Below are 23,608 nucleotides of genomic sequence, written 5' to 3' on the forward strand. Positions count from 1 at the left end.
AAAGAGGCATAGATGAAGTTTTCAGCTGAGCGCGCAATACTGCTCAAAGCTTTGGCACACATCCAGAGTGTTGCTGAAAAGCGTAACACCATCCCCATTCTTGCCAACGTTCTGATTCAGGCGGCGGACGGGCGACTGAGCCTGAAAGCCACCGATATGGAAATCGAGGTGGTGGAAGAAATTCCGGCGACCATCAAGCGGGATGGTGCAACCACTGTTCCGGCGTCGGTGCTATATGAAATTGTCCGTAAACTGCCGGACAGCGTGGAAGTGGAACTGGATCAGGCGGACAGTGAAGGACCACTGCTGCTCCGTGCAGACCGCTACGCCACGCGCCTGAACGTGCTGAGCGTTGATGATTTTCCGTCCATGGGTACGGGTGATCTGCCGTGTCACTTCAAGGTTGGGGCAGGGGTGCTGCGTTCCCTGATCGACCGGACGCGGTTCGCAATCTCCACCGAAGAAACGCGCTATTACCTGAACGGCATCTTTTTCCATGCAGCCGACACGGATGCCGGAAAACTGCTCCGCGCCGTTGCGACCGACGGACACCGTCTGGCACGCGTGGAAACGGAACTTCCCGCAGGTGCGGAAACCATGCCGGGCGTGATTATTCCACGCAAAACGGTGGCGGAGCTGCGCAAGCTGATTGATGAAGCGCCGGAAGAAATTGAGGTTGCCCTCTCGGAAACTCGTGTGCAGTTCACGGCTGGCCCGGTCATGCTGACCTCCAAGCTGATTGACGGGACCTTCCCGGAATATGACCGCGTGATTCCGCTCAACAACAAGCGTATTCTACGGGTTGGCAAAAAAGACTTCTCAGATGCAGTGGCTCGTGTGGCAGCCATTAGTCAGGAGCGGTCTCGTCCGGTTAAACTGGCACTGGAACCCGGTCTGCTGACCCTGTCTGCTAGCAGCCCCGAACAGGGCGTCGCTACGGAAGAGCTGGACAAGACCCGGATTTCCTATGATGCAGAAGCACTGGAAATCGGCTTTCAGGCCCGTTACCTGAACGACATTACCGATCAGGTGGAAAAGGACGTTGAGTTCGCGTTTTCTGACAGCTCAGCCCCCACCATCGTCCGTGATGTCGATAGTCCCTCAGCACTGTATGTGCTGATGCCGATGCGCGTTTAAGACAATAGGCGTCTTTCTGAGCCTTATCAGGTAAAAAGTGGCTCAGCTTCTTAAACTGACCCTTTCCGAATTTCGTAATTATGAGCGTCTGGTGTGGTCACCAGACGCTTCTCTTGTTGTGCTCACCGGCGAGAACGGGAGCGGCAAAACCAACCTGCTTGAGGCCCTTTCTCTCCTCACACCGGGGCGTGGGTTGCGAGGTGCACCTTTAGCACAACTGGGCCGCGACAACGCAGCAAGCTGGGGCATTTCCGCCCGCTTTTCCTTTGACCAGGACGTTCTGGAACTCGGCACTGGCATGGCTGGGGCAGGAGAGTCCGCACGCCGCGTCTATCTGCTGAATGGCCAGCAGGTCCGCAATCGGGATGCGCTGGACGATACGCTCTCCGCTGTATGGATCACGCCCCAGATGGACCGTCTCTTCAGCGAGGGCGCATCCGGCCGACGACGCTTTCTTGACCGGCTGGTCATGGCTGTCACCCCGCACCATGCGCGCGAACTGTTAGCGTATGACCGCGCTATGACGCAGCGGAACCGGTTGCTGCAAACCCGTTTTTCTGAGGCTTCATGGTTGAGCGGGCTGGAAGCCTCCATGGCCCGCCATGGCGTGGCCGTTGCGGCTGGCCGGCGCGAGATGGTGCAACAGCTCTGCCTGTTTGCTCAGTCCAGTCTGGGCGCCTTTCCCGGTGTGAATGTTACTTTGCTTTGTAGTGTAGCAGACCAGCTTGAACACAATCCTGCGCTGGCTGTGGAAGACTGGCTCCGTGAGCAGTTTGCGGCCAATCGGCAGCAGGACAGGGAGCGCGGGCGGGCCACCTTTGGTGTGCACCGCACAGATTTCCGGCTCTCTGACTTACAAACCGGCCTTCTGGCGGCCTCTGCCAGCACAGGCCAGCAAAAGACCCTTCTGATGGGCACAGTGCTGGCCCATGCCCGACTGGTGGAAGATTATCGTGGCATGCCGCCGGTCCTGTTGCTGGATGAGCCGCTGGTGCATCTGGACCGCAATCGACGCGGCTCTTTGCTGGAAATTGTCAAAGACTTCCGCACCACCGTGATCCTGACCGGAACTGACGAAGCACCTTTTGAGGATTTACGGGCGCAGGCTCGATTTGTCGCACTAAAACATGGAGAATTTCTCGGATAAATCGAGAAACAATCCCATAAAAGAGAGCTTCCAATCTGGTCGGACTGCGCTGGCCGGAGTATAAGACAATATCAGGTCCTATTCTTCTTTTCCGGAGTACCGTTACCATATGACAGACCTTTCTCAGCCCACACCATCCACCGGAATGGAAGAGTATGACGCCGCGTCGATCTCTGTGCTGAAAGGGCTAGATGCCGTCCGTAAGCGGCCAGGGATGTATATCGGTGATACCGATGACGGCTCCGGCCTGCACCACATGGCGTTTGAAATTATTGATAACGCTGTTGATGAAGCCCAGGCTGGCTACGCGACCCGTTGTATTCTGACCCTGAATGCCGATGGCAGCGTAACAGTGCGGGATAACGGCCGCGGCATTCCAACGGACATGCATACCGAAGAAGGGATCAGCGCGGCAGAAGTCGTGCTGACGCGTCTGCATGCAGGTGGCAAGTTTAACCAGAATTCCTACAAGGTTTCCGGTGGTCTGCACGGCGTGGGTGCCGCTGTGGTAAATGCCCTTTCTGAATCCATGGAAGTGCGTATCTGGCGTAACGGGCAGGAGCATGTCATCCGCTTCCGTCATGGTGAACGGGAAGGGCCTCTGGAAGTCGTCGGCCCGTCTGACGAAGAACGCGGCACACAGGTCACCTTCAAACCCAGCGGTGAAACCTTCCCCCGAACGGTTTTCGACTTTGCCATTCTGGAACGCCGCCTGCGTGAGCTGGCCTTCCTGAACTCTGGCCTCGAAATTGTTCTGCGCGATGCCCGCACAGAAGACGTTCGGGAAGAAATTTTCTTTTATGAAGGCGGTCTGGAAGCCTTTGTGGAGTGGCTTGACCGCTCCCGCACCCCGATTGTCACGCCGCCCATTACAGGCAGCATGGAAAACCCGGATAACGGCATCAAAGTTGAGTTCGCTCTGAGCTGGAATGACAGCTTTCACGAAACGATGCTGTGCTTCACCAACAATATTCCCCAGCGTGACGGGGGGGCCCATCTGGCCGGGTTCCGGCAGGCGCTGACGCGCATTGTCGGCAAATATGCGGAAAGCATTGCCAAGAAAGACGCGCATTCTCTGGTGGGTGAAGATATGCGTGAAGGCCTGACGGCTGTTCTGTCCGTCAAAGTGCCGGACCCGAAATTCTCATCCCAGACCAAAGACAAGCTGGTTTCTTCCGAAGTGCAGCCGGTGGTGCATGCGGCTGCGGCTGATATGATCGGCCACTGGTTTGAAACGCATCCCAAAGAAGCCAAGATTGTTGTCGGCAAGGTGCTGGATGCCGCCTCTGCGCGTGAAGCTGCCCGGAAAGCCCGTGAGCTGACCCGCCGGAAAGGCGTGCTCGACATCTCCTCGCTGCCCGGCAAGCTGGCTGACTGCCAGGAACGTGACCCCTCTAAAGCTGAAATCTTTATCGTTGAGGGTGACTCCGCAGGCGGGACCGCAAAGCAGGGGCGTGACCGCCGTTTTCAGGCAATCCTTCCGCTTAAGGGTAAAATCCTTAACGTAGAACGCGCCCGGTTTGACCGGATGCTTGGCTCTGCGGAAATCGGCACACTGATTACCGCACTGGGTACCGGCATTGGTCGCGGCGAGGCCGATCAGGGCGGTTTCTCTATCGACAAGCTCCGTTACCACCGCATCGTCATTATGACTGACGCTGACGTGGACGGCTCCCATATCCGTACACTGCTGCTGACCTTCTTCTTCCGTCAGATGCCGGAACTGATTGAACGCGGCTATCTCTACATCGCTCAGCCGCCGCTCTACCGTGCCAAACGTGGCAATGAAGAACGCTACCTGAAAGACGATGCCGCTCTGGAGCAGTATCTTCTGGATAAAGCTCTGAATAACGCATCCTTTGTCTATGCAGACGGCAAGGTCGTTTCCGGGGCTGATCTGGAAGCTGATCTGCCGTTCATCCGGCAAGCGACGCAGGCTATTGCTCGTCTGTCCAACCGCGTGCCGAGCTGGATTATTGAGCAGGCAGCGCTGGCTGGCGCGCTGACGTCTGATCTGGAAACGCTCCAACAGCGTATTCCTGACCTTCAGAAGCGTCTGGATGCCGCTTCTGCTGAAAATGAGCGAGGCTGGAAAGCTGTTGCCAGCACCGATGGTCTGGAACTGGCCCGCAGCGTGCGTGGCGTTGGGGAAGTCTACCGGATTGACCCGAACATGCTCGCAGGCGGCGATGCCCGCTGGCTCACCAACCAGCTGGACCGTCTGGTGCGTGAGTTCGGTACCGGTGTCAGCCTGCGTCTGGAAAGCACGGACCTGCCGCTGAAAGGGCCTTCCGAGCTCTATACGCGTCTGCTGGCACAGGGGCGGCGTGGCCTTGCCATCAACCGCTTTAAAGGTCTGGGCGAAATGAACGATGAACAGCTGTGGGAAACCACGCTGGACCCGGCCATGCGCACCCTGCTTCAGGTTAAAGTCGGAGACGTTGAAGAAGCCGGGCAGGTGTTCACCACCCTGATGGGCGATGTGGTGGAACCCCGCCGTGACTTCATTGTGGGTAACGCTCTGAAAGTTGCCAATCTGGACGTGTAAGGCAGCAGTCTTTCATTCTTGCATTCTTTTATAGGGAGCCCTACGGCTCCCTATTTTTTTACGTTCTTCTTGCAAACGCATTTGCGATCAGAGGCGATGGCGACTGCATGACGCTACGCCCCTCATGATAAATCATGCCTGAAACAAAAGCTGTGCCGGTACAGTGGTGACCAACCAGTGACACCCTTGAGGCCCACCACAGAATTATAGTTCTGCAAGTCTTTGAAAATCCCACACCGACAAAAACCGATCAGGAAGAAAGGCGTGGAAAAGGAAGAAATATGGCTCCGCCTATCCACGCGGACTATGGAAATATCTGACTGATCCGGCCACTAGACCCTGACCGTGCGCCCAATCACTCGCAGCGCCAAAATGACGCAGCCACAACAAAAAAAGAGCGGAAAGCTGGCCGCATGACCTTCTTTCCGCTCTTCAAACGCGACAGCTGCCGAGCTGGCAACTCGTGAGTAGGTATTAGCCGCCGGCTTTGATCAACCGGTCAATCTCGCGGAACTGTTTCAGCAGGGCCGGAAGGGTTTTGATAGGCAGCATGTTCGGGCCATCGCTCGGAGCACGGTCCGGGTCTTCATGGGTCTCAATAAACAGGGCGGCTACACCAATCGCCAACGCAGCGCGGGAGAGAATAGGGGCAAATTCCCGCTGGCCGCCTGATGCCCCCCCCAGGCCACCCGGCTGCTGCACGGAGTGGGTGGCATCATAGACAACGGGATACCCTGTCTGCGCCATAATGGGCAGGCCGCGCATATCGTTAATCAGGGTGTTGTAGCCAAAGCTGGTTCCACGCTCACAGAGCATGATGCGCTGGTTGCCCGTGGAGGCAATTTTGGCTGCAACGTGTTGCATGTCCCACGGGGCAAGAAACTGGCCTTTTTTGACGTTCACAACAGCGCCAGTCTTACCCGCAGCCAGAAGCAAATCTGTCTGGCGGCACAAAAACGCCGGGATTTGCAGAACATCAACAGCTTCCGCAACCGGAGCACACTGCTCCGGAGCGTGAACATCTGTCAGGACCGGAATGTTCAGGCTGTTCCGGATATCCGCCAGAATGGCCAGACCATCCTTCATGCCAACACCTCGGGCGCTGGACAGGCTGGTGCGGTTGGCTTTGTCAAACGAGCTTTTGTAAATCAGCCCGACATTTGCCGCAGCACACAGTTCTTTCAGGGCGACTGCCGTTTCCATGGCATGAGCCGCGGATTCAATCTGACACGGTCCGGCAATCAGCACAAAAGGCTGATCATTCCCGACTGTCAGAGACTGAAGCTGAAAGTTATGTGCTGCAGCGTACGTCATGCGCGGCGGCCCTTTTCAAGTGCTGCGCCGACAAATCCGGAAAACAGCGGGTGCGGTGCAAAGGGGCGGGACTTGAGTTCCGGATGATACTGCACCGCCACAAACCACGGATGATCCGGATACTCGACCACTTCTGGCAGAATCCCATCAGGAGACAGGCCAGAGAATTTCAGTCCGGCTTTTTCAAGCTGGTCCTTGTAGTGAATATTCACTTCATAACGGTGACGGTGGCGCTCACGAATGTTCGTCGTGCCGTAAATTTCTGCCGCACGAGAGCCTTCCACCAGCGTTGCCGGATAAGCGCCAAGCCGCATGGTGCCGCCCAGTTCTCCGCCTTCACTCCGGCGCAAGCGCTCGCTACCACGCGCCCATTCCGTCATCAGACCAACCAGCGGCTCATCAGCTTCACCAAATTCGGTGGAAGATGCATTGGGCAGACCTGCGAGATTACGAGCGCATTCGATCACTGCCATCTGCATCCCGAAGCAGATGCCAAGGAAAGGAATACCGCGCTCACGCGCAAAACGCACTGCAGCAATCTTGCCTTTGGAGCCGCGCTCACCAAATCCACCGGGCACCAGAATGCCATGTGCGGTGGACAGGCGCTCCAGAGCTTCCGGAGACTCTTCCAGTGTTTCAGCTTCCACCCAGTCCAGCTTCACTTTCGCACGGTGCGCAATGCCACCATGCAGAAGCGCCTCGTTCAGAGACTTATAGCTGTCGAGCAGGGCCGTATATTTCCCAACCACGGCAATGCGAACGTCGCCATCCGGACGACGGATGGCGTCCACAATTTTCTCCCAACCGGACAGGTCAGGTTCTTCGGTGTGAGGCAGACCGAAATAGCGCAGAACCTCGGTATCCATGCCTTCAGCATGATAGGCGAGGGGGCAGGAGTAGATAGTATCGACGTCCCGCGCAGCAATCACAGCCTCGGGGCGGACGTTACAGAAGTTGGCAATCTTGCGGCGCTCAGTGTCCGGAATAGCGCGGTCACAACGGCAGAGCAGGATCTGGGGCTGAATGCCGACATTCTGCAGTTCCTTAACGGAATGCTGCGTCGGCTTGGTCTTCAGTTCCCCAGCAGACGGGATCCACGGCAGCAGCGTGAGGTGGACCACCATGGTCTGATCCGGACCAAGGTCATTGCGCAGCTGACGAATAGCTTCAAGGAACGGAAGGCTTTCAATATCCCCAACCGTGCCACCAATTTCGACCAGCACGAAATCCACATCATCCGTATTGGCAACTACGATGTCCTTAATGGCATCGGTAATGTGCGGGATGACCTGCACCGTAGCCCCAAGATAGTCCCCGCGGCGTTCGCGGGCGATGACATCGGAATAGATCTTGCCGGTGGTGGTATTGTCTTCCTTGGTGGCATTGACGCCGGTGAAGCGTTCGTAGTGGCCCAGATCAAGGTCTGTTTCGGCCCCATCGTCGGTCACGAAAACTTCCCCGTGCTGATACGGGCTCATCGTGCCGGGATCGACGTTCAGATAGGGGTCAAGCTTACGCAGGCGGACTTTATAGCCGCGCGACTGCAAGAGTGCAGCAAGAGCCGCTGACGCAATGCCTTTCCCAAGAGAGGACACCACACCGCCGGTGATAAATACGAAACGGGTCATGAACAGACTTCCTACACGGACAAAGCCGGGTGGGTAAAGATGGACACAAAAATTCCTCCGCAGCTTTGTGCAAGCGCAGAGGAATAAAGACTCTTTCTCTCTCCGGCTCCGGGAAGGAGGGAGAGAGTGGGAAACATGTTACTGTTTAGACGGTGCAGGAGCCGCCGGCGGTGCGGCAGGCTGAACAGGCGCTGTAACGGCGGCCGGAGCAGGGGGCTGAGCCAGAATGTCATGCCCGGCACCGGTGGAAGACCCACGGTTCAGAATCGCCAGCACCAGAGAAAGCAGCATGAACAGCCCGGCGAGCACTGCCGTGGTGCGCGTCAGCAGGTTGGCCGTGCCGCGACCGGACATGAATGCCCCCATGCCCTGACTGCTGCCAATGCCGAGGCCGCCCCCTTCACTGCGCTGGATCAGCACAGTGCCAATCAGGGCTATGGTCACGCAAATATGCAGAATCAGCAGGGCTGTGGTCATGTCGAGTTCCCGATAAGGTGCGGAAATCAGGCAGCAGAAGCCGCGCCGATAATGGATAGGAATGCCTCTGCATTCAGGCTGGCACCCCCTACAAGGGCACCTGCTACATCTGCAATCGACAGAATGGAAGCCGCATTCTTGGCATTAACGGAGCCACCATACAGAATCCTGACGGTTTTGCCAGCCTCGCCAAACTGACGAACCAGCTCTTCACGCAGGAATTTCATGGTTTCGGCAATTTCGTCCTCTGTTGCTGCACGACCTGTGCCAATGGCCCAGATCGGCTCATACGCCAGAATACCGGAGAAATTGTCGGGCAGGGAGCCTTTGATCTGCCAGCCCAGCGTGTCGAAATGCTCACCGCTTTCACGCTGATCTTCCGTCTCACCAATACAGACAATGGGGGTCAGGCCGGCTTTTGTGGCTGCAACCGCTTTCTCACGCACGGTTTCATCCAGCTCACCGTGTTCCTGCCGCCGTTCGGAATGACCCAGAATAACGTAGGAGACGCCAAGGTCCGTCAGCATGGCGGGAGAAATATCCCCGGTATGCGCGCCGGAGACATCCTTGTGACAGTCCTGCGCGCCCAGAGCGATGGGAGAGCCTTTCAGCTTGTCTGCCAGCAGCGCGAGCTGCGTGAAGGGCGGGCAGGTTACAATATCCGGTACAGTCGCCGGGAGCCCTGCCAGCAGAGCTTCCACAAGCGCCTGCGAATCACGGCTGGTGCCGTTCATCTTCCAGTTGCCGACGATAATCTGTCTGGTCATACGCCTCGTCCTTCCGTGCTGCCTGTGCCCGCATCATCGTTGCGTCACTGAGGCCGTCGGAACAGGCTAAACCATACACTCGGGCTGTGGGGCAAGATGCTGTGTGCGTGTTTCGGTCCTTAACGGGTCGTTACCGCTGGTCAAGAGCGACTGGTCCGCTTATGGTGCCGCGCCCGGGTTTGCCCGTGGCATGATGTTCTGTCTCAACGGATCCTTGGGTTCATGATTTCCTATCTGCGTCGCGTTTTTGTTGAATCCTGGCTTGGGCGTGTCTGCGCCATCGTCATCTTCCTCGCTTTTATTGGCTGGGGTGTGGGGGATGTGCTCGGCTATATGGGCACAGAAACCGATGTGGTGGCCAAAGTGGGCCAGCAGCGCATCAGTTCGGCTGATCTGGGGCAATCTCTGCAAGGAGAAATGCCGACCATCGCCAAACAGATGGGCGTTTCGGACCCGGCACAGGTACCCCCTGTCATGCGCCAGCAGATTGCCTATCAGGTTCTGCAGCGGCTAATCGGTCAGGCAGAACTGCTGGAAGCCGCGCGCAAGCTGAAAGTGTCCGTGCCTGATTCGGCTGTGCGGGAGGAAGTGTTCTCGCTGCCTTACTTCAAGGGCGCGAATGGCCAGTTTGACCGGAATATTCTGAACGCGCGCCTGCGGGAACGCGATATTCCGGAACAGCGCTTTCTGACGATGATCCGTGATGATCTTGCCAGCCGCACCATGCTGCAGCCCATCGGGCAGGCGGCCAGTGTGTCTGACACGATTGCAAAACGCCTGTCTGACTTTGGGCTGCAGACGCGCACGGTTGATCTGATCCGTATCCCCTTTGTTGAGCAGCCGACGCCGGCGACCCCGGATGATGCCGTCCTGCGCCGCTATTATGCGAACCATCTGAACGACTTCCGGACGGCGGAACTACGTCATGCCCGCGTTGTCGTGCTGTCTCCCGCGACGGTCGCAGACACTATCACCATTGATGAAAAAGATCTGAAGCGCGTCTATGATGAAGAAAGCGACCGCTATCACGTGCCGGAAACGCGCGATGTGCAGGTTGTGACCATGCCGGATGAAGCGCAGGCCCGCGCTGTCGCCGATGTCTGGACAAAAGGCGCTGACTGGGCGGCTGTGCAGGCCGCAGCAAAAAGCGGCGCATCTGTTGAAATGCCCGGCGCGCGCCCGTCCACCATTCCCTCTGAAAGCTTGAGCAAAGCGGTCTTCGCGGCACCTCTCAATCAGATTCAGGGGCCGTTTAAATCTGACGGTGGCTGGGTTGTTCTGCAGGTCACAAAGGTGACCCCGCCGAAAGACACGCCTTTTGACGTGGCGAAAAAAGAGATCCTTCAGCAGTATCGTGATGCGAAAGGCCCGTCTGTTGTTGGCGAACGCAGCCGCCAGCTGCAGGATGCCATGGCAGGCAACGGTCTGGACGCCATTCCGACCGACATCGGGGCTGCTGCTGCGGCAGGCACGCTGGATGCCAACGGCAACACGCAGGATGGCACCCCGGCACCGCTTCCGGCTGCCGGCAAGCTGCGTGACGCCATTGTGCAGCAGGTGTTCGCACAGACCAAAGGCGCAAAACCGAACCTGACGGAAGGGCCGGACAACAGCTGGTACGCCGCTGAAGTCGACAGCATTACACCGGCTGCGCAACTGACTTTTGAACAGGCGAAAGCCAACGTTCTGGCCGCATGGCAGGCCGAATCCCGCAAGCATGCAGCGGACGAACAGGCCACAGCGCTTTACACTGCTGCACAGGAAAAAGGCGGCCTCGCCAATGTTGCGGGGGCGGGCGCACCGATCGTGAAAGGGCTGACTTTCTCACGAGCTGCACCGAACAAGGCCATCCCCTCGGAACTGATGGAATACCTGCCACGTATGAAGGCCGGTCAGTCTGTTATGGGTGAGGATGCCGGCGAGTTCATCGTGGCCACCGTCACATCTGTTTCCACGCCCAACCCGATGGCAGATCTGGGCGCTTATCAGCGCCTCAAAAGCGCTCTGACGCAGTCCACCGGCGACGATCTCGTAGCCTCCTATGTGGAAGCCCTGAGCAAACGTACCCCGCCTGTTATTAATCAGCGGGCAGTGACAGCCACGTTGTCCTCCCTTGGGTTTGATGGAAGCACGACCCCATGAGCGTTACGGCACGGATTGCAGCCTCACCCTCACGCGAGGCCTGCCAGACGGCATGGAAGGCCGGAAAGCCATCCATTGTTTTTTCCGTTGAACCAGCAGATCTGCTCACGCCGGTTTCCGCCTATATCCGTCTTGCAGGCTTTGACGGCGGCACAGGCCGCCACACCCTGCTACTGGAAAGCGTGGAAGGTGGCGTCTCTCGCGGACGCTATTCCGTTATCGCGCTCAAACCGGATCTGGTCTGGACCTGTCATAACGGGCGGGTCACGGTGGATGAAAACCCGGCACAGCCGGACACCACAGTGCGCACTGTTGACGGAAAGGCGCTGGACTCTCTGCGTCAGTTGATCCGTGAGACGCAGCTTGATCTGCCCGCCGGTCTCCCGCCCATGATTGCCGGACTATTTGGCTATCTGGGCTATGACATGGTACGGCAGATGGAGCATCTGCCCGATGCGCCACCGGATGATCTGAACCTGCCGGAAGCCATCATGATGCGCCCCGGCCTGTTCGCGGTTTTTGATACGGTCAGTGACGAACTCATTCTTGCTGCGCCGGTCCGGCCAGCAGCAGGAGAAGATGCCGGAGACGCGTGGGATAAAGCGCACGCACTTCTGGCCCGTGCTCGCGCCTGCCTTGCTGGTGCACTGCCCGCTACGCCGGAAGCAAATCTTCCAGCAGCGTTTGAAGCGCCGCACTCAACGTTCTCTCGTGAGGAATTCTGCGCGGCTGTTGAGAAAATTCAGGATTATATTGCCGCAGGGGACGCCTTTCAGGTTGTGCCCAGCCAGCGTTTTTCCGCCCCCTTTACGCTGCCGTCTCTGGCCCTTTACCGCTCACTCCGCCGCATCAACCCGGCTCCGTTCCTGTTCCATCTGGATCTGGGCGCGTTCTCGCTGGTCGGCTCCTCGCCTGAAATTCTGGTCAGGCTACGGGAAGGGACCATGACGGTCCGACCGCTGGCCGGCACGCGCCCGCGCGGCAAGGATGAGGCTGAGGACCTGTGGCTGGAACAGGATCTGCTGGCAGATGAAAAAGAACGTGCCGAGCATCTGATGCTGATCGACCTCGGGAGGAATGACGTCGGCCGCGTCTGCCAACCCGGATCAGTAAAGGTCACGGAACGGTTTGTGATTGAGCGTTTCAGCCACGTCATGCACATTTCTTCCAATGTGGAAGGCACCATTCAGCCGGGTCTGGAAGCGCTGGATGCTCTGATTGCCGCATTCCCGGCAGGCACCCTCACGGGCGCTCCTAAAATCCGCGCCATGGAAATCATTGACGAAGTTGAACGCAGCCGCCGGGCAACCTACGCAGGCTGCATCGGATATTTTGGGGCAGGGGGCGATATGGACACCTGCATCGGGCTGCGCATGGCTGTTGTTAAAGATGGCATGATGCATGTGCAGGCCGGGTGTGGCGTGGTGGCCGATAGCGTGCCTGATCTGGAATATGAGGAAACCCACCACAAAGCACGCGCTGTTTTCCGCGCAGCAGAAGAAGCCATTCACTACGCCACACAGGATAAAGGCTGAGTTCTTGCTCTTCCGTCATTTGACCCGTGGGCCCCATAAGGTCATCATAAAACCATGATCCTTCTGATCGACAATTATGACAGCTTTACGTTCAATCTCGTCCATTATCTGGGTGAGTTGGGGGAGCGCTGCGATGTGCGCCGGAACGATTCTCTGACGGTAGAAGACGCCATGGCGCTCAAGCCGGAAGCAATCGTGCTCTCACCGGGCCCATGCTCTCCTAATGAAGCCGGGATCTGTTGTGACCTGATTGCAGCCGCTGCCGGTAACATCCCTGTTTTTGGTGTGTGTCTTGGGCATCAGGCCATCGGGCAGGTTTTTGGCGCAAAAGTTGTGAGAGCCCCCACACCCATGCACGGCAAAATCAGCCCGGTCTTTCATGACGGGAAGGACGTCTTTACTGGCCTTCCAAACCCGTTCAACGCCACGCGGTATCATAGCCTGACGCTTGAACCGTCAAGCATTCCGGACAGTCTGGACGTTACTGCCTGGACGGAAGACGGCATCATCATGGGAGTCTGCCACAAGCAGCACCCTATTTCTGGCGTACAGTTTCATCCGGAGAGCATCGCATCCGAATACGGACACGATTTGCTGCGGAACTTCCTTCAGGAAGCGCGTGCGTGGAACGAGAAGAAAACAGCGGCCTGACATGCCGGAGATCAAACCTTTCCCTTTGGAAAATCCGGACGCTTTTTTCACCACGATCCTGAACGCTCTGGCCCACGGCAAAACACTGAGCAGTGCCGAGGCTGAGACAGCCTTCGGCATCATCATGGATGGCACCCTCCCTGCGGAGCGGGTCGCGGCTTTCCTGATGGCGCTACGTGTACGGGGTGAAGATGCTGGCGAGGTTCTGGGCGCAGTTACGGCTTTAAGGCGCCGCATGATCCCGGTACCACAGGTTCCGGCAGACACGATTGATGTCTGCGGAACAGGCGGCGACAATTATGGGACACTGAATGTCTCCACAGCCGTCGCTTTTGTGCTGGCCGCTCTGGGCGTGCCAGTAGCCAAACATGGCAACCGAGCCGTGTCTTCCCGCGCCGGTGCGTCTGATGTGCTTCAGGCTCTGGGCGTGCCCTTGTTGGCGAACCCGGCTGAACTGTCTCGCCAACTGAATCTGCATAAACTCGTTTTTCTGGCTGCCCCCCATCATCACCCGGCCATGCGGCATGCAGCTCCGGTTAGAAAAGCGCTGGGCATTCGCACGCTGTTCAATCTGCTGGGGCCAATGGTCAATCCGGCCGGTGTTAAGCATCAGCTCATCGGAGTTTTTTCCGCGGAGTGGCTGAATCTGGTGGTTGATGTTCTGCATCGTCTCGGCTCGGAACGGGTCTGGGCCGTTTGTGGTCAGCCGGACGGGGAAACGCAGGGTATTGATGAACTGACACTGGCTGGCCCCACCCGTGTCGTCGCCCTTGAAAACGGTACCACGCACACCCTTGTTGTACAGGCCGAAATGGCGGGTCTGCCTTATGCGCCGGTTTCCGCCATTCGGGGCGGGGATGCGGCCCATAATGCTCAGGCACTGGAATCCTTGCTCCGTGGTGCCCATGGGGCCTATCGTGATACAGTTTTGCTGAACGCAGCCTGCGCCCTGCATGTGGCCGGACGGCGTTCCATCCTGAAGGGACTGCACATAGACCCTCAGGCCTTCAGAGAGTGCGTGGCCGATGTCAGTCGCGTGCTGGATAACGGTGCCGCCCTGGCGGTGCTCAATGGTTTGCGTACATCATCTTCTGGTACGCATGCTCAAGACATGACAGGATGATTATGAACGAAATACCCAATTCGTCCGCTGCCGGAAATTCTGACGTAGAGGCCGGTATTCAGGCAGACCATCTGCCGGATGTGCTCTCGCGGATCTGCGCGCGGACAAGAGTTGAGGTTGAGCACCGTTCAACCCTTGTATCTCTGAAAGAGATGATCGCCAAAGCGCAGGATGTGAAAGATGCTCCCCGCGGATTTGGACGCGCTCTGAAAGAAAAGGCCGCTGACAGAACAGTCGGGCTGATTGCCGAAATCAAGAAGGCCTCTCCCTCAGCCGGCATCCTGCGTGAAGAGTTTGACCCGGCCCAGATTGCTGTCGGGTATGAGCAGGCGGGCGCTGCCTGCCTGTCCGTTTTGACGGAAAGCTCCTGCTTCCATGGCCAGAATGAAGACCTCCAGACAGCCCGTGCAGCGTGTTCCCTGCCGGTGCTGCGCAAGGACTTCATTCTTGACCCATGGCAGGTTTATGAAAGTCGCGCACTTGGGGCTGACTGCATCCTGATCATCATGTGCATCCTGACGGATGAAGAAGCTCTGGCTCTGGTGGATCACGCCAAAGGGCTGGACATGGACGTGCTGGTGGAAGTGCATGATGAGGATGAACTGAACCGTGCTCTCGCGCTCGATACGTTCCTGATCGGCATTAATAACCGTAATCTCAAGACGTTACAGACCGATATTGAGACAACAAAACGCCTCGCGCCGCTGGTGCCGCCGGACCGGATTATTGTCTCCGAGAGCGGCATCAAAACGCATGGCGATGTGATGTCTCTGGCTGAGATTGGAGTGACAGGTTTTCTGGTTGGGGAATCTCTGCTCCGTCAGCCTGACCCCGGTCAGGCCGCACGGGCTCTGCTGGGGTTTGCCTGACGTGCCTGAAAAGACGCTGACGCATCTCGATGCCTCCGGCCACGCTCACATGGTGGATATCTCGGAGAAGTCTGACACCCACCGGAAGGCTGTTGCAACGGGGGCTATCCTGATGCGGCCAGAGACCCTGAACATGATTGTTTCAGGCACAATGCCAAAAGGGGACGTGCTGGCGACTGCCCGCATTGCCGGCATTATGGCCGCCAAGAAAACAGCGGATATTATCCCGCTTTGTCATCCACTGGCACTCAGCCGTGTATCGGTCGATCTGCTGCCGGCTGATGACAAGATCGAGATCACGGTTTCTGTTACAACAAAAGGCGCAACCGGCGTTGAAATGGAAGCGTTAACCGCAGTAAGTGCAGCGGCACTGACTTTGTACGACATGTGCAAGGCGGTAGATCGCGGCATGAGGATTGACGGGATCAGGCTCCTGCATAAAAGCGGGGGACGGTCCGGCGACTATAATGCGGAGTAATTGATAGGATCATGCAGGATTGAAGACATAAACGACGCAAACTGCGAGTGGTTTCGTTTTTATAAATCCTGAATCCGCAAGACGAATTGTTCACAGTCACAGTTCTTAAACACCAAAAGGAAAAACCGATGGCGGCGGCGCAAGAAAATACAGCGCGTGTGGGAGGAAACGGCCCCTCCTTAACCCGTGAGCAGTTCATGGACGCATTTCATGAAATGCTGCTGATACGTCGGTTTGAAGAAAAAGCCGGACAGCTTTACGGCATGGGGCTGATCGGCGGTTTTTGCCACCTGTATATCGGGCAGGAAGCCGTGGTGGTTGGCATCCAGATGACGCTTAAGGATGGTGACAAGCTCATCACCTCTTATCGTGACCACGGCCAGATGCTGGCTGCTGGCATGACGCCGCGTGGCGTGATGGCCGAGCTGACGGGGCGCGCCACCGGGTATTCCCACGGTAAGGGCGGCTCCATGCATATGTTCTCGCGTGAGAAGAATTTCTACGGCGGACATGGCATTGTCGGCGCGCAGGTTGCACTGGGAATTGGTCTGGCTTTTGCCAACAAGTATCGCGAAACGGATGAAGTGTCCGTGGCCTACTTTGGGGATGGCGCTGCCAATCAAGGGCAGGTGTACGAAAGCTTCAACCTCGCAGCCCTTCATAAACTGCCGTGCCTGTTCATTATTGAGAACAATCTTTACGGCATGGGGACCAGCGTGGAACGCGCCTCTGCGTCTCACGAACTCTGGCGGAATGGTGAGCCCTGGGGCATTCCGGGGAAGCGCGTAGACGGCATGGATATTGCCGCCGTGCATGAAGCCGCAGCAGAAGCCGTAGCGCATTGCCGGGCAGGCAAGGGGCCGTATCTGCTGGAGATGATGACCTATCGCTATCGCGGTCACTCCATGTCCGACCCGGCAAAATACCGTAAGCGTGAGGAAGTGGATCAGGTCCGCAAAACTCGTGATCCCATTGAACATGTGCGTCAGATTCTGCTGGACGCAGGTGTCAGTGAAGACAGCCTGCGCAAGATTGAAGATGACGTAAAAGCAACAGTGAACGATTCAGCTGAATTCGCGCAGACCAGCCCTGAGCCTGATCCTGCCGAGCTTTATACAGATGTGCTGCTAGAGGCGTAACGGATTATGGCGACAGACATTATAATGCCCGCTCTTTCTCCGACCATGACGGAAGGAGCGCTGGCGCGTTGGGTTAAAGCCGAAGGCGATGCCGTTGCTATTGGCGATGTGCTTGCTGAAATCGAAACCGACAAGGCAACCATGGAAGTGGAAGCCATCGAAAGCGGTATTCTGGGCCGTATTCTGGTGCCGGAAGGAACCCAGGATATTGCCGTTAATACGCCTATTGCCATTCTGGTTGCAGAAGGTGAGGCCGTTCCGGATGCGGCAGCGTCTGCCCCGGCAGCAGCACAACCAGCCACAACAACCGAAGAGCCTGCTGCACAGCCATCTGCTGTGCCCGCAACACCAGCAGCGGCTTCTTTGAGCGCTCCCGAGCCAGAAAAAGACTGGGGTCCGACAGCGGAAATCACCGTGCGTGAAGCTCTGCATGACGCCATGCAGGCTGAATTGCGCCGCGACCCGGACGTTTTCCTGATTGGGGAAGAAGTCGCGGAATATCAGGGCGCCTACAAGATTTCTCAGGGTTTGCTGGCCGAGTTTGGTGATAAGCGCGTGATTGACATGCCGATTACCGAACATGGCTTTACCGGCATGGCTGTTGGTGCAGCCCTGACGGGGCTTAAGCCGATTGTAGAGTTCATGACCATGAACTTCTCAATGCAAGCCATTGATCATATTATTAATTCCGCAGCCAAGACGCTGTATATGTCTGGTGGCCAGATGGGGTGCCCCATCGTCTTCCGCGGCCCTAACGGCGCGGCAGCACGCGTCGGGGCACAGCATTCCCAGTGTTATGGCAGCTGGTATGCTCATGTTCCGGGCCTGAAAGTGGTCGCGCCCTGGTCTTCCGCCGATGCCAAAGGGCTTCTCCGCGCAGCCATCCGGGACCCGAACCCCGTTATCGTGCTTGAGAATGAAATTCTCTACGGGCGCAAATTCCCGTGCCCGGTGGATGAAGATTTCATTCTGCCCATCGGCAAGGCCAAGGTTGAGCGGGAAGGGCGGGATGTGACCATCGTGACTTTCTCCATCATGGTCACGACGGCACTGGAAGCCGCCGAAGCACTGGCTCAGGAGGGGATTGAGGCCGAAGTCATCAACCTGCGCAGCCTGCGTCCGCTGGATACGGCCACGATTGTGGAAAGCGTCAAGAAAACCAGCCGTCTCGTCACGCTGGAAGAAGGCTGGCCGTTTGCCGGCATTGGCGCGGAAGTCGCCATGCAGGTGATTGAGCATGCGTTTGACTGGCTGGATGCCCCGCCGGCACGTGTCACTGGCGTAGACGTTCCAATGCCGTTTGCCGCCAATCTGGAAAAGCTGGCCCTGCCGCAGCCCGAGCACGTGGTTGAAGCCGTGCGTCGCCTGATCTGAGGAAAAAGAGATGGCTATAGAACTTCTTATGCCGGCCCTGTCACCCACCATGACGGAAGGCACACTCGCCCGCTGGGTTAAGGCTGAAGGCGAAAAGGTTGCGATTGGCGACGTGATTGCCGAAATCGAAACTGACAAAGCGACGATGGAAGTGGAAGCCATTGAAGATGGCATCCTCGGTCGTATTCTGGTGCCGGAAGGCACGCACGAAATTGCGGTCAATACGCCGATTGCCATTATGGTTGCAGAAGGCGAGACCGTGCCGGAAGCCGGAGCAGTCAAACCCCAAAGCTCTGCGCCGCCTTCACCAGTTGCTCAGCCCGAAACGGCACCGCAGGGTTCGGCTCCCGCTTCTGCGCCAGCCACAACTCCTGCTGCACCAGTGGGGCAGGCCGCCACAGGCAAGCGAATTGTTGCGTCCCCACTGGCAAAGCGTGTTGCCAGCCAGAAAGGACTGGACCTTTCCCGCATTAAAGGGACCGGCCCGAATGGTCGCATCGTGCGCCGGGACGTGGACAACGCTGCGGCACAGGGTACGGCGGCTCCGGTCACAGTTGCTGCCGTGGCAGAGGTTCCGGCCCCCACAAGCCGGACCGTCCCGCATTCCAGCATGCGCAAGGTCATTGCCCGTCGCCTGAGCGAAGCAAAAAGCACTATTCCGCACTTCTATGTCTCTGCCGATGTTGAACTGGATGCGTTGCTGGCTCTCCGCTCTCAGCTGAACGCAACATCCCCGGATGAAGGGCCTGACGCCTTCAAGCTGTCTGTTAATGACATGCTGGTCAAAGCCTCGGCCATCGCCCTCAAGCGGGTGCCGAACGTGAATGCGTCGTTCACGGATCAGGCGATGATCCTGCATGACAACGTGGATATTTCCATTGCTGTCTCCATTCCGGACGGCCTGATTACCCCCATCGTCAAGCATGTTGACCAGAAGAGCCTGAAGCAGATCAGTCAGGAAACCAAGGATCTGGTCAAACGGGCACGGGCAGGCAAGCTGAAACCGGAAGAGTTTCAGGGCGGCACGTTCTCCATTTCCAATATGGGCATGTTTGGCGTACGTGACTTCTCCGCCATTATCAACCCGCCGCAGGCCGCTATTCTGGCCATTGCCGCAGGCAAAAAACAGCCTGTTGTGAAGGGAAATGAACTAGCCATTGCCACGGTCATGACGGTCACGCTCTCCGTTGACCATCGCGTGGTGGATGGTGCGGTTGCGGCAGAATGGCTCTCGGCCTTCCGGTCAGTGGTCGAATCTCCTCTGACACTTGTTCTTTAACATCGCGTTTGCAGGAAACGACCATGAGCGGAACCGATTTTGATATTATCATCGTGGGTGGCGGACCGGGTGGCTATGTTGCGGCGTTGCGGGCCGCACAACTCGGCCTTTCTGCCGCGGTGGTGGAAGCGAAGCATCTGGGTGGAATTTGCCTGAACTGGGGCTGTATTCCCACAAAGGCTCTTCTGCGCGCCTCTGAAATCAACCATCTTCTGCATGACCTCGGCACCTATGGGTTCAGTGCAGAAAAGGTGGGTTTTGATTTCTCGAAAATCATCGCCCGCTCCAGAGCGGTCTCTAAGCAGCTTTCAAGCGGCGTCGCGCATCTGCTGAAGAAAGCCAAAATTCCGGTTTTTGAAGGCTTCGGCAAGCTGGACGGCGTTACGGGCAGCAAGCGTAAAGTTCTGGTCACACCGGAAAAAGGCGCTCCCGTTACGCTGACGGCGAAGCACGTCATCCTTGCCACAGGCGCACGTGCCCGCGTCCTGCCGGGGCTGGAAGCCGATGGAAAGCTGATCTGGTCTTACCGGGAGGCTCTGGTGCCTGACGCTCTGCCGCGCCGCCTGCTGGTGATCGGCTCAGGGGCCATTGGCAGCGAATTCGCCTCCTTCTACCGGAACATGGGGTCTGAGGTCACGCTGGTTGAGGTCGCGCCGCGTATCCTGCCAGTGGAAGATGAAGAGATCAGCGCACTGGCGCGTAAAGCCTTTGAAAAACAGGGCATGCGGGTGCTGACCAGTGCCAAGGTCGGCACTCTCCGTAAATCCGATACGGATGTCACCGTGCCCGTTGAGGTCAACGGTAAGATCGAAGAGTTCACAGTCGATCGCGTGATCTCGGCAGTCGGGATTGTGGGGAACGTCGAGAAGATTGGTCTGGAAGGCACCAAGATCAAAACAGATCGCACGCATGTGGTCACGGATGCTCTGTGCCGCACGGGTGAACCCGGCGTGTATGCGATTGGTGATCTGGCCGGTGCCCCGTGGCTTGCCCACAAAGCGAGCCATGAGGCTGTGATGTGCGTAGACGCCATCGCAGGAAAGCAGGTGCATCCTATTGATATTACAAAAATTCCCGGATGCACCTATTGCCGTCCGCAGATTGCTTCTGTCGGCTATACGGAAGCCCGCGCCAAAGAGGCTGGCTACAAGGTTCGGGTGGGCAAATTCCCGCTGCTGGCCAACGGCAAGGCTCTAGCCATGGGCGAGCCGGATGGACTGGTGAAAACCGTCTTTGATGCCCAGACCGGTGAGCTTCTGGGAGCCCACATGATTGGAGCGGAAGTAACGGAAATGATTCAGGGTTATGTCATTGCCCGCACGGGAGAACTGACGGAAGCCGAACTGGCTGAAACCATCTTCCCGCATCCGACCATTTCTGAATCCATGCACGAAGCCGTGCTGGCTGCTTACGACGGCGCTCTGCACTTCTAGTCATAACGCAGACGGCTGCTCTCGTGGGTGTGATGCCGTCTGATACGCCACCAGGAGCGTTCTTGCCTTGACGCAGAGGTAAGAGCGTTCCAGTTCTTCTTAACCCGGAGTGTGGGAGCGGGCGATATCATGTCTACACGCGTCTTGATTGATCATCGGAAGGGCGGGGCAAGCAAAGTCCGCCATCCGGAAAAGGCACACCGGCCAGACAATCCGATTGCCCGCAAACCCGAATGGATCCGCGTTAAAGCCCCAACGCATCCTGTCTATCATGAGACGCGTAAGCTGATGCGGGACAACCGTCTGGTGACGGTGTGTGAGGAAGCTGCGTGCCCCAATATTGGGGAATGCTGGTCCCAGCGCCACGCCACCATGATGATTATGGGGGAAATCTGCACACGCGCCTGCTCTTTTTGCAATGTAACGACAGGTCTGCCGCATGCTCTGGATGCGGATGAACCAGCCCGTGTGGCCGAGGCTGTCGCCAAGCTCGGTCTACGTCATGTGGTGATTACATCCGTGGATCGCGACGATCTGGAAGATGGCGGAGCCCGGCATTTCGCACGAGTCATTACGTCAATCCGGGACGCAGCGCCGGAGACGACCATTGAAATCCTCACACCTGATTTTTTACGCAAGACCAATGCTTTAGAAATTGTTGTTGAAGCGCGACCTGACGTTTTCAACCATAATCTTGAAACAGTGCCGCGTCTGTATCCAAGCATCCGTCCAGGGGCCCGTTACTACCAGTCCATGCGCCTGCTGGACCGTGTCAAACAGCTGGATGGCTCCATCTTCACCAAGTCCGGGCTGATGCTGGGGCTGGGGGAAGAAAGGATGGAAATCGCTCAGGTCATGGATGACCTGCGTATTGCAGATGTGGATTTTATTACGATGGGCCAGTATTTGCAGCCTACGGTGAAACACGCGGCGGTTGCCCGTTTTGTCACCCCCACTGAGTTTGAGGAGTATGGCGCCATGGCCCGCGTCAAAGGTTTTCTTCAGGTCAGTTCCAGCCCACTGACCCGTTCGTCCTATCATGCTGATGCTGATTTTGCTGAACTACAGCAGACGCGCAATGCCCGTCTGGCGGGAGCGAACTGATGCCTAAACACGCAGAAAAGCGTGTTCTCGCGTATCGGGCCGATCAGATTTTTGATCTTGTTGCAGATGTTGGGCGCTACCCTGAGTTTCTGCCCTGGTGCGTTGCTGCGCGCGTTCGGACCCGCACAGCAACCGAACTGGTGGCGGATCTGACTGTCGGGTTTGGGCCGTTCCGGGAAAGTTTTACCTCCCGCGTTACGCTCAACCGGCCTGACACCATTATGGTGCAGTATGAAAAGGGGCCGTTCCGATACCTCAAAAACATATGGAAGTTCACCCCGGACCCGCGTGGGTGCCTGGTAGAATTTTTTGTTGATTTTGAATTCCGCTCCCGCATCCTTCAGGCCGCTATCGGCGTTGTATTCGGGGAAGCAGTCCGCCTTATGGTCTCAGCTTTTCTGCGGCGCGCGCGCGAGGTTTACGGGCCACCAGAGACAGCAGCCACCTTGCCGGAAGAGCATCCTGTCGCACAATAGTTCTCAAAAAGAACGGTTTAGGTTAAACGCTCTAAAATACGCTGGGTGATTGTTACAGGCTGCAATTTTCTGTAGATTACAAATCTGTTGGAAAGTTGCTTTTTGTAAAAGCACTTCAGCGTTTTGGATAAGGACTGATGTTTATGAAAAAATTCTTTGCTGCTACAGCGCTTGTTACTGCCACACTGGCTGCAAGCCCGGTTTTTGCTGCTACGCATCATGACCACGCACACAAACACGCAGCACACTGCTCTGGCACAAAATGTGGTGCTGAAGCGAAAGCTGCAAACAGTGATTCCGCAACTGACGACCTGAACAACCAGAGCCTGAACGCTGCACAGCGCGCCAATGCTCCGGCTTTTGCTGCTGCCCCGACCGCTCCGGTGACGGCACCTGTTCCGGGCACAACGGTTGGCGTTCCGGCTGCTGGCACGGGCGTTACGGTTCCGGCTGCTCCGGCTGCCCCCGCCGTGCCGAACGTAACGGCGCCTGCAGTTCCGGCTGCACCCGCTGTTCCGACAGCAACTGTGCCGGCTAACGCTCCTGCTGCCGGTCAGTAAAAAGCAATAACACTCTGAAAATGCAGCTTAATCTGCAATAACAGCGTGTCGCAAAAGAGCGTCAGAGGGATATCCTTCTGACGCTCTTTTTGCATGGTTGGCGCTTAATCCAGACGCTGCGCCACAAGAGCAAGCGCATACAGAGCAGCCTGAGAGCGAACCGCTGTGCGATCCCCTTTGAAAATCCGGGCTTCCGCACGCACATCGCCACCTCGCACGGCCGTGCCAAACCAGACCAGTCCCACAGGTTTTTCTACTGAACCACCACCGGGACCGGCAATTCCGGAAATGGACACGGAATGTGTCGCATCCTGAGCGATGCCAAGCGCACCGCTCGCCATCTCTCTGACCGTTTCTGCACTCACAGCGCCAAATTGCTGTAATGTATCTGCCTGCACACCGAGAACTGACTGCTTCATGCTGTTGG

At 57.3% G+C, this 23,608-nt stretch carries 21 protein-coding genes; 16 read left to right on the forward strand and 5 right to left on the reverse strand.

Annotation, left to right across the window (positions count from 1 at the left end):
* The first annotated feature begins 12 nt into the window (after positions 1 to 12).
* The 3 genes from dnaN to gyrB all read left to right on the forward strand — a co-directional run bounded on the left by dnaN (position 13) and on the right by gyrB (position 4,832).
* Positions 13 to 1,137, forward strand: a complete 1,125-nt coding sequence (dnaN, locus tag AD928_RS05325) for a DNA polymerase III subunit beta (RefSeq protein ID WP_062248836.1) — start codon at positions 13 to 15, stop codon at positions 1,135 to 1,137.
* A 37-nt stretch (positions 1,138 to 1,174) separates the two neighbouring features.
* Entirely contained in the window at positions 1,175 to 2,284 is a 1,110-nt protein-coding gene (recF, locus tag AD928_RS05330) for a DNA replication/repair protein RecF (protein WP_062248838.1), read from the forward strand.
* A gap of 109 nt (positions 2,285 to 2,393) precedes the next feature.
* Positions 2,394 to 4,832 (forward strand): DNA topoisomerase (ATP-hydrolyzing) subunit B, encoded by a 2,439-nt coding sequence (gene gyrB / locus AD928_RS05335; protein WP_062248840.1) that lies wholly within the window; start codon positions 2,394 to 2,396, stop codon positions 4,830 to 4,832.
* Between the two features lie 474 nt (positions 4,833 to 5,306).
* Here the strand turns inward: gyrB and kdsA are convergent, their stop codons facing one another.
* From kdsA to tpiA, 4 genes are all read right to left on the reverse strand, one after another.
* Positions 5,307 to 6,146 carry a 3-deoxy-8-phosphooctulonate synthase gene (gene kdsA / locus AD928_RS05340; RefSeq protein WP_062248842.1) on the reverse strand — a complete coding sequence of 280 codons (840 nt, stop codon included), beginning with the start codon at positions 6,144 to 6,146 and terminating at the stop codon, positions 5,307 to 5,309.
* Positions 6,143 to 7,774, reverse strand: a complete 1,632-nt coding sequence (locus AD928_RS05345) for a CTP synthase (RefSeq protein ID WP_062248845.1) — start codon at positions 7,772 to 7,774, stop codon at positions 6,143 to 6,145. Before AD928_RS05345 ends, kdsA begins: the two co-directional genes overlap by 4 nt.
* A 138-nt stretch (positions 7,775 to 7,912) precedes the next feature.
* Positions 7,913 to 8,251, reverse strand: coding sequence for a preprotein translocase subunit SecG (secG, locus tag AD928_RS05350; RefSeq protein WP_043552680.1), 339 nt, complete (start codon positions 8,249 to 8,251; stop codon positions 7,913 to 7,915).
* A 26-nt stretch (positions 8,252 to 8,277) separates the two neighbouring features.
* The gene (gene tpiA / locus AD928_RS05355) at positions 8,278 to 9,018 is read right to left on the reverse strand and encodes a triose-phosphate isomerase (RefSeq protein ID WP_043552678.1); all 741 of its coding nucleotides are present in this window, start codon (positions 9,016 to 9,018) and stop codon (positions 8,278 to 8,280) included.
* A 222-nt stretch (positions 9,019 to 9,240) separates the two neighbouring features.
* Here tpiA and AD928_RS05360 point away from each other — a divergent pair, with 222 nt between their 5' ends.
* The 13 genes from AD928_RS05360 to AD928_RS05420 all read left to right on the forward strand — a co-directional run bounded on the left by AD928_RS05360 (position 9,241) and on the right by AD928_RS05420 (position 23,181).
* A complete protein-coding gene (locus AD928_RS05360; RefSeq protein ID WP_062248847.1) occupies positions 9,241 to 11,160 on the forward strand; it encodes a peptidylprolyl isomerase in 1,920 nt (639 codons plus the stop codon).
* Positions 11,157 to 12,695, forward strand: coding sequence for an anthranilate synthase component I (trpE, locus tag AD928_RS05365; protein ID WP_062248849.1), 1,539 nt, complete (start codon positions 11,157 to 11,159; stop codon positions 12,693 to 12,695). The genes AD928_RS05360 and trpE overlap by 4 nt, the downstream gene beginning before the upstream one ends.
* A 54-nt stretch (positions 12,696 to 12,749) precedes the next feature.
* Positions 12,750 to 13,346, forward strand: coding sequence for an anthranilate synthase component II (locus tag AD928_RS05370; protein ID WP_062248852.1), 597 nt, complete (start codon positions 12,750 to 12,752; stop codon positions 13,344 to 13,346).
* 1 nt (position 13,347) lies between these two features.
* On the forward strand, positions 13,348 to 14,469 hold the full coding sequence (gene trpD, locus AD928_RS05375; protein WP_062248855.1) for an anthranilate phosphoribosyltransferase: 1,122 nt from the start codon (positions 13,348 to 13,350) through the stop codon (positions 14,467 to 14,469).
* Between the two features lie 2 nt (positions 14,470 to 14,471).
* Positions 14,472 to 15,338 (forward strand): indole-3-glycerol phosphate synthase TrpC, encoded by an 867-nt coding sequence (gene trpC, locus AD928_RS05380; RefSeq protein WP_043553422.1) that lies wholly within the window; start codon positions 14,472 to 14,474, stop codon positions 15,336 to 15,338.
* 1 nt (position 15,339) lies between these two features.
* Positions 15,340 to 15,816 (forward strand): cyclic pyranopterin monophosphate synthase MoaC, encoded by a 477-nt coding sequence (gene moaC, locus AD928_RS05385; RefSeq protein ID WP_062248858.1) that lies wholly within the window; start codon positions 15,340 to 15,342, stop codon positions 15,814 to 15,816.
* Between the two features lie 128 nt (positions 15,817 to 15,944).
* Positions 15,945 to 16,955 carry a pyruvate dehydrogenase (acetyl-transferring) E1 component subunit alpha gene (gene pdhA, locus AD928_RS05390; protein WP_062140313.1) on the forward strand — a complete coding sequence of 337 codons (1,011 nt, stop codon included), beginning with the start codon at positions 15,945 to 15,947 and terminating at the stop codon, positions 16,953 to 16,955.
* Between the two features lie 6 nt (positions 16,956 to 16,961).
* Positions 16,962 to 18,329, forward strand: a complete 1,368-nt coding sequence (locus AD928_RS05395) for a pyruvate dehydrogenase complex E1 component subunit beta (protein ID WP_062248861.1) — start codon at positions 16,962 to 16,964, stop codon at positions 18,327 to 18,329.
* Positions 18,330 to 18,339: 10 nt separating this feature from the next.
* Positions 18,340 to 19,608, forward strand: a complete 1,269-nt coding sequence (locus tag AD928_RS05400; RefSeq protein WP_062248865.1) for a pyruvate dehydrogenase complex dihydrolipoamide acetyltransferase — start codon at positions 18,340 to 18,342, stop codon at positions 19,606 to 19,608.
* A gap of 23 nt (positions 19,609 to 19,631) precedes the next feature.
* Entirely contained in the window at positions 19,632 to 21,041 is a 1,410-nt protein-coding gene (lpdA, locus tag AD928_RS05405) for a dihydrolipoyl dehydrogenase (protein WP_062248870.1), read from the forward strand.
* 129 nt (positions 21,042 to 21,170) lie between these two features.
* Positions 21,171 to 22,145, forward strand: a complete 975-nt coding sequence (gene lipA, locus AD928_RS05410; RefSeq protein WP_062248883.1) for a lipoyl synthase — start codon at positions 21,171 to 21,173, stop codon at positions 22,143 to 22,145.
* The gene (locus AD928_RS05415) at positions 22,145 to 22,621 is read left to right on the forward strand and encodes a type II toxin-antitoxin system RatA family toxin (RefSeq protein ID WP_062140304.1); all 477 of its coding nucleotides are present in this window, start codon (positions 22,145 to 22,147) and stop codon (positions 22,619 to 22,621) included. The genes lipA and AD928_RS05415 overlap by 1 nt, the downstream gene beginning before the upstream one ends.
* Before the next feature lie 143 nt (positions 22,622 to 22,764).
* Positions 22,765 to 23,181 (forward strand): hypothetical protein, encoded by a 417-nt coding sequence (locus tag AD928_RS05420; protein WP_062248886.1) that lies wholly within the window; start codon positions 22,765 to 22,767, stop codon positions 23,179 to 23,181.
* Positions 23,182 to 23,285: 104 nt separating this feature from the next.
* On the opposite strand, the gene AD928_RS05425 is transcribed toward AD928_RS05420, so the two are convergent.
* Positions 23,286 to 23,608 (reverse strand): CinA family protein (locus tag AD928_RS05425; protein WP_156470107.1); only part of this gene is annotated, 323 nt, incomplete at its 5' end.

The sequence above is a fragment of the Acetobacter cerevisiae genome (genome assembly GCF_001580535.1).
Taxonomy (GTDB): Bacteria; Pseudomonadota; Alphaproteobacteria; order Acetobacterales; family Acetobacteraceae; genus Acetobacter; species Acetobacter cerevisiae.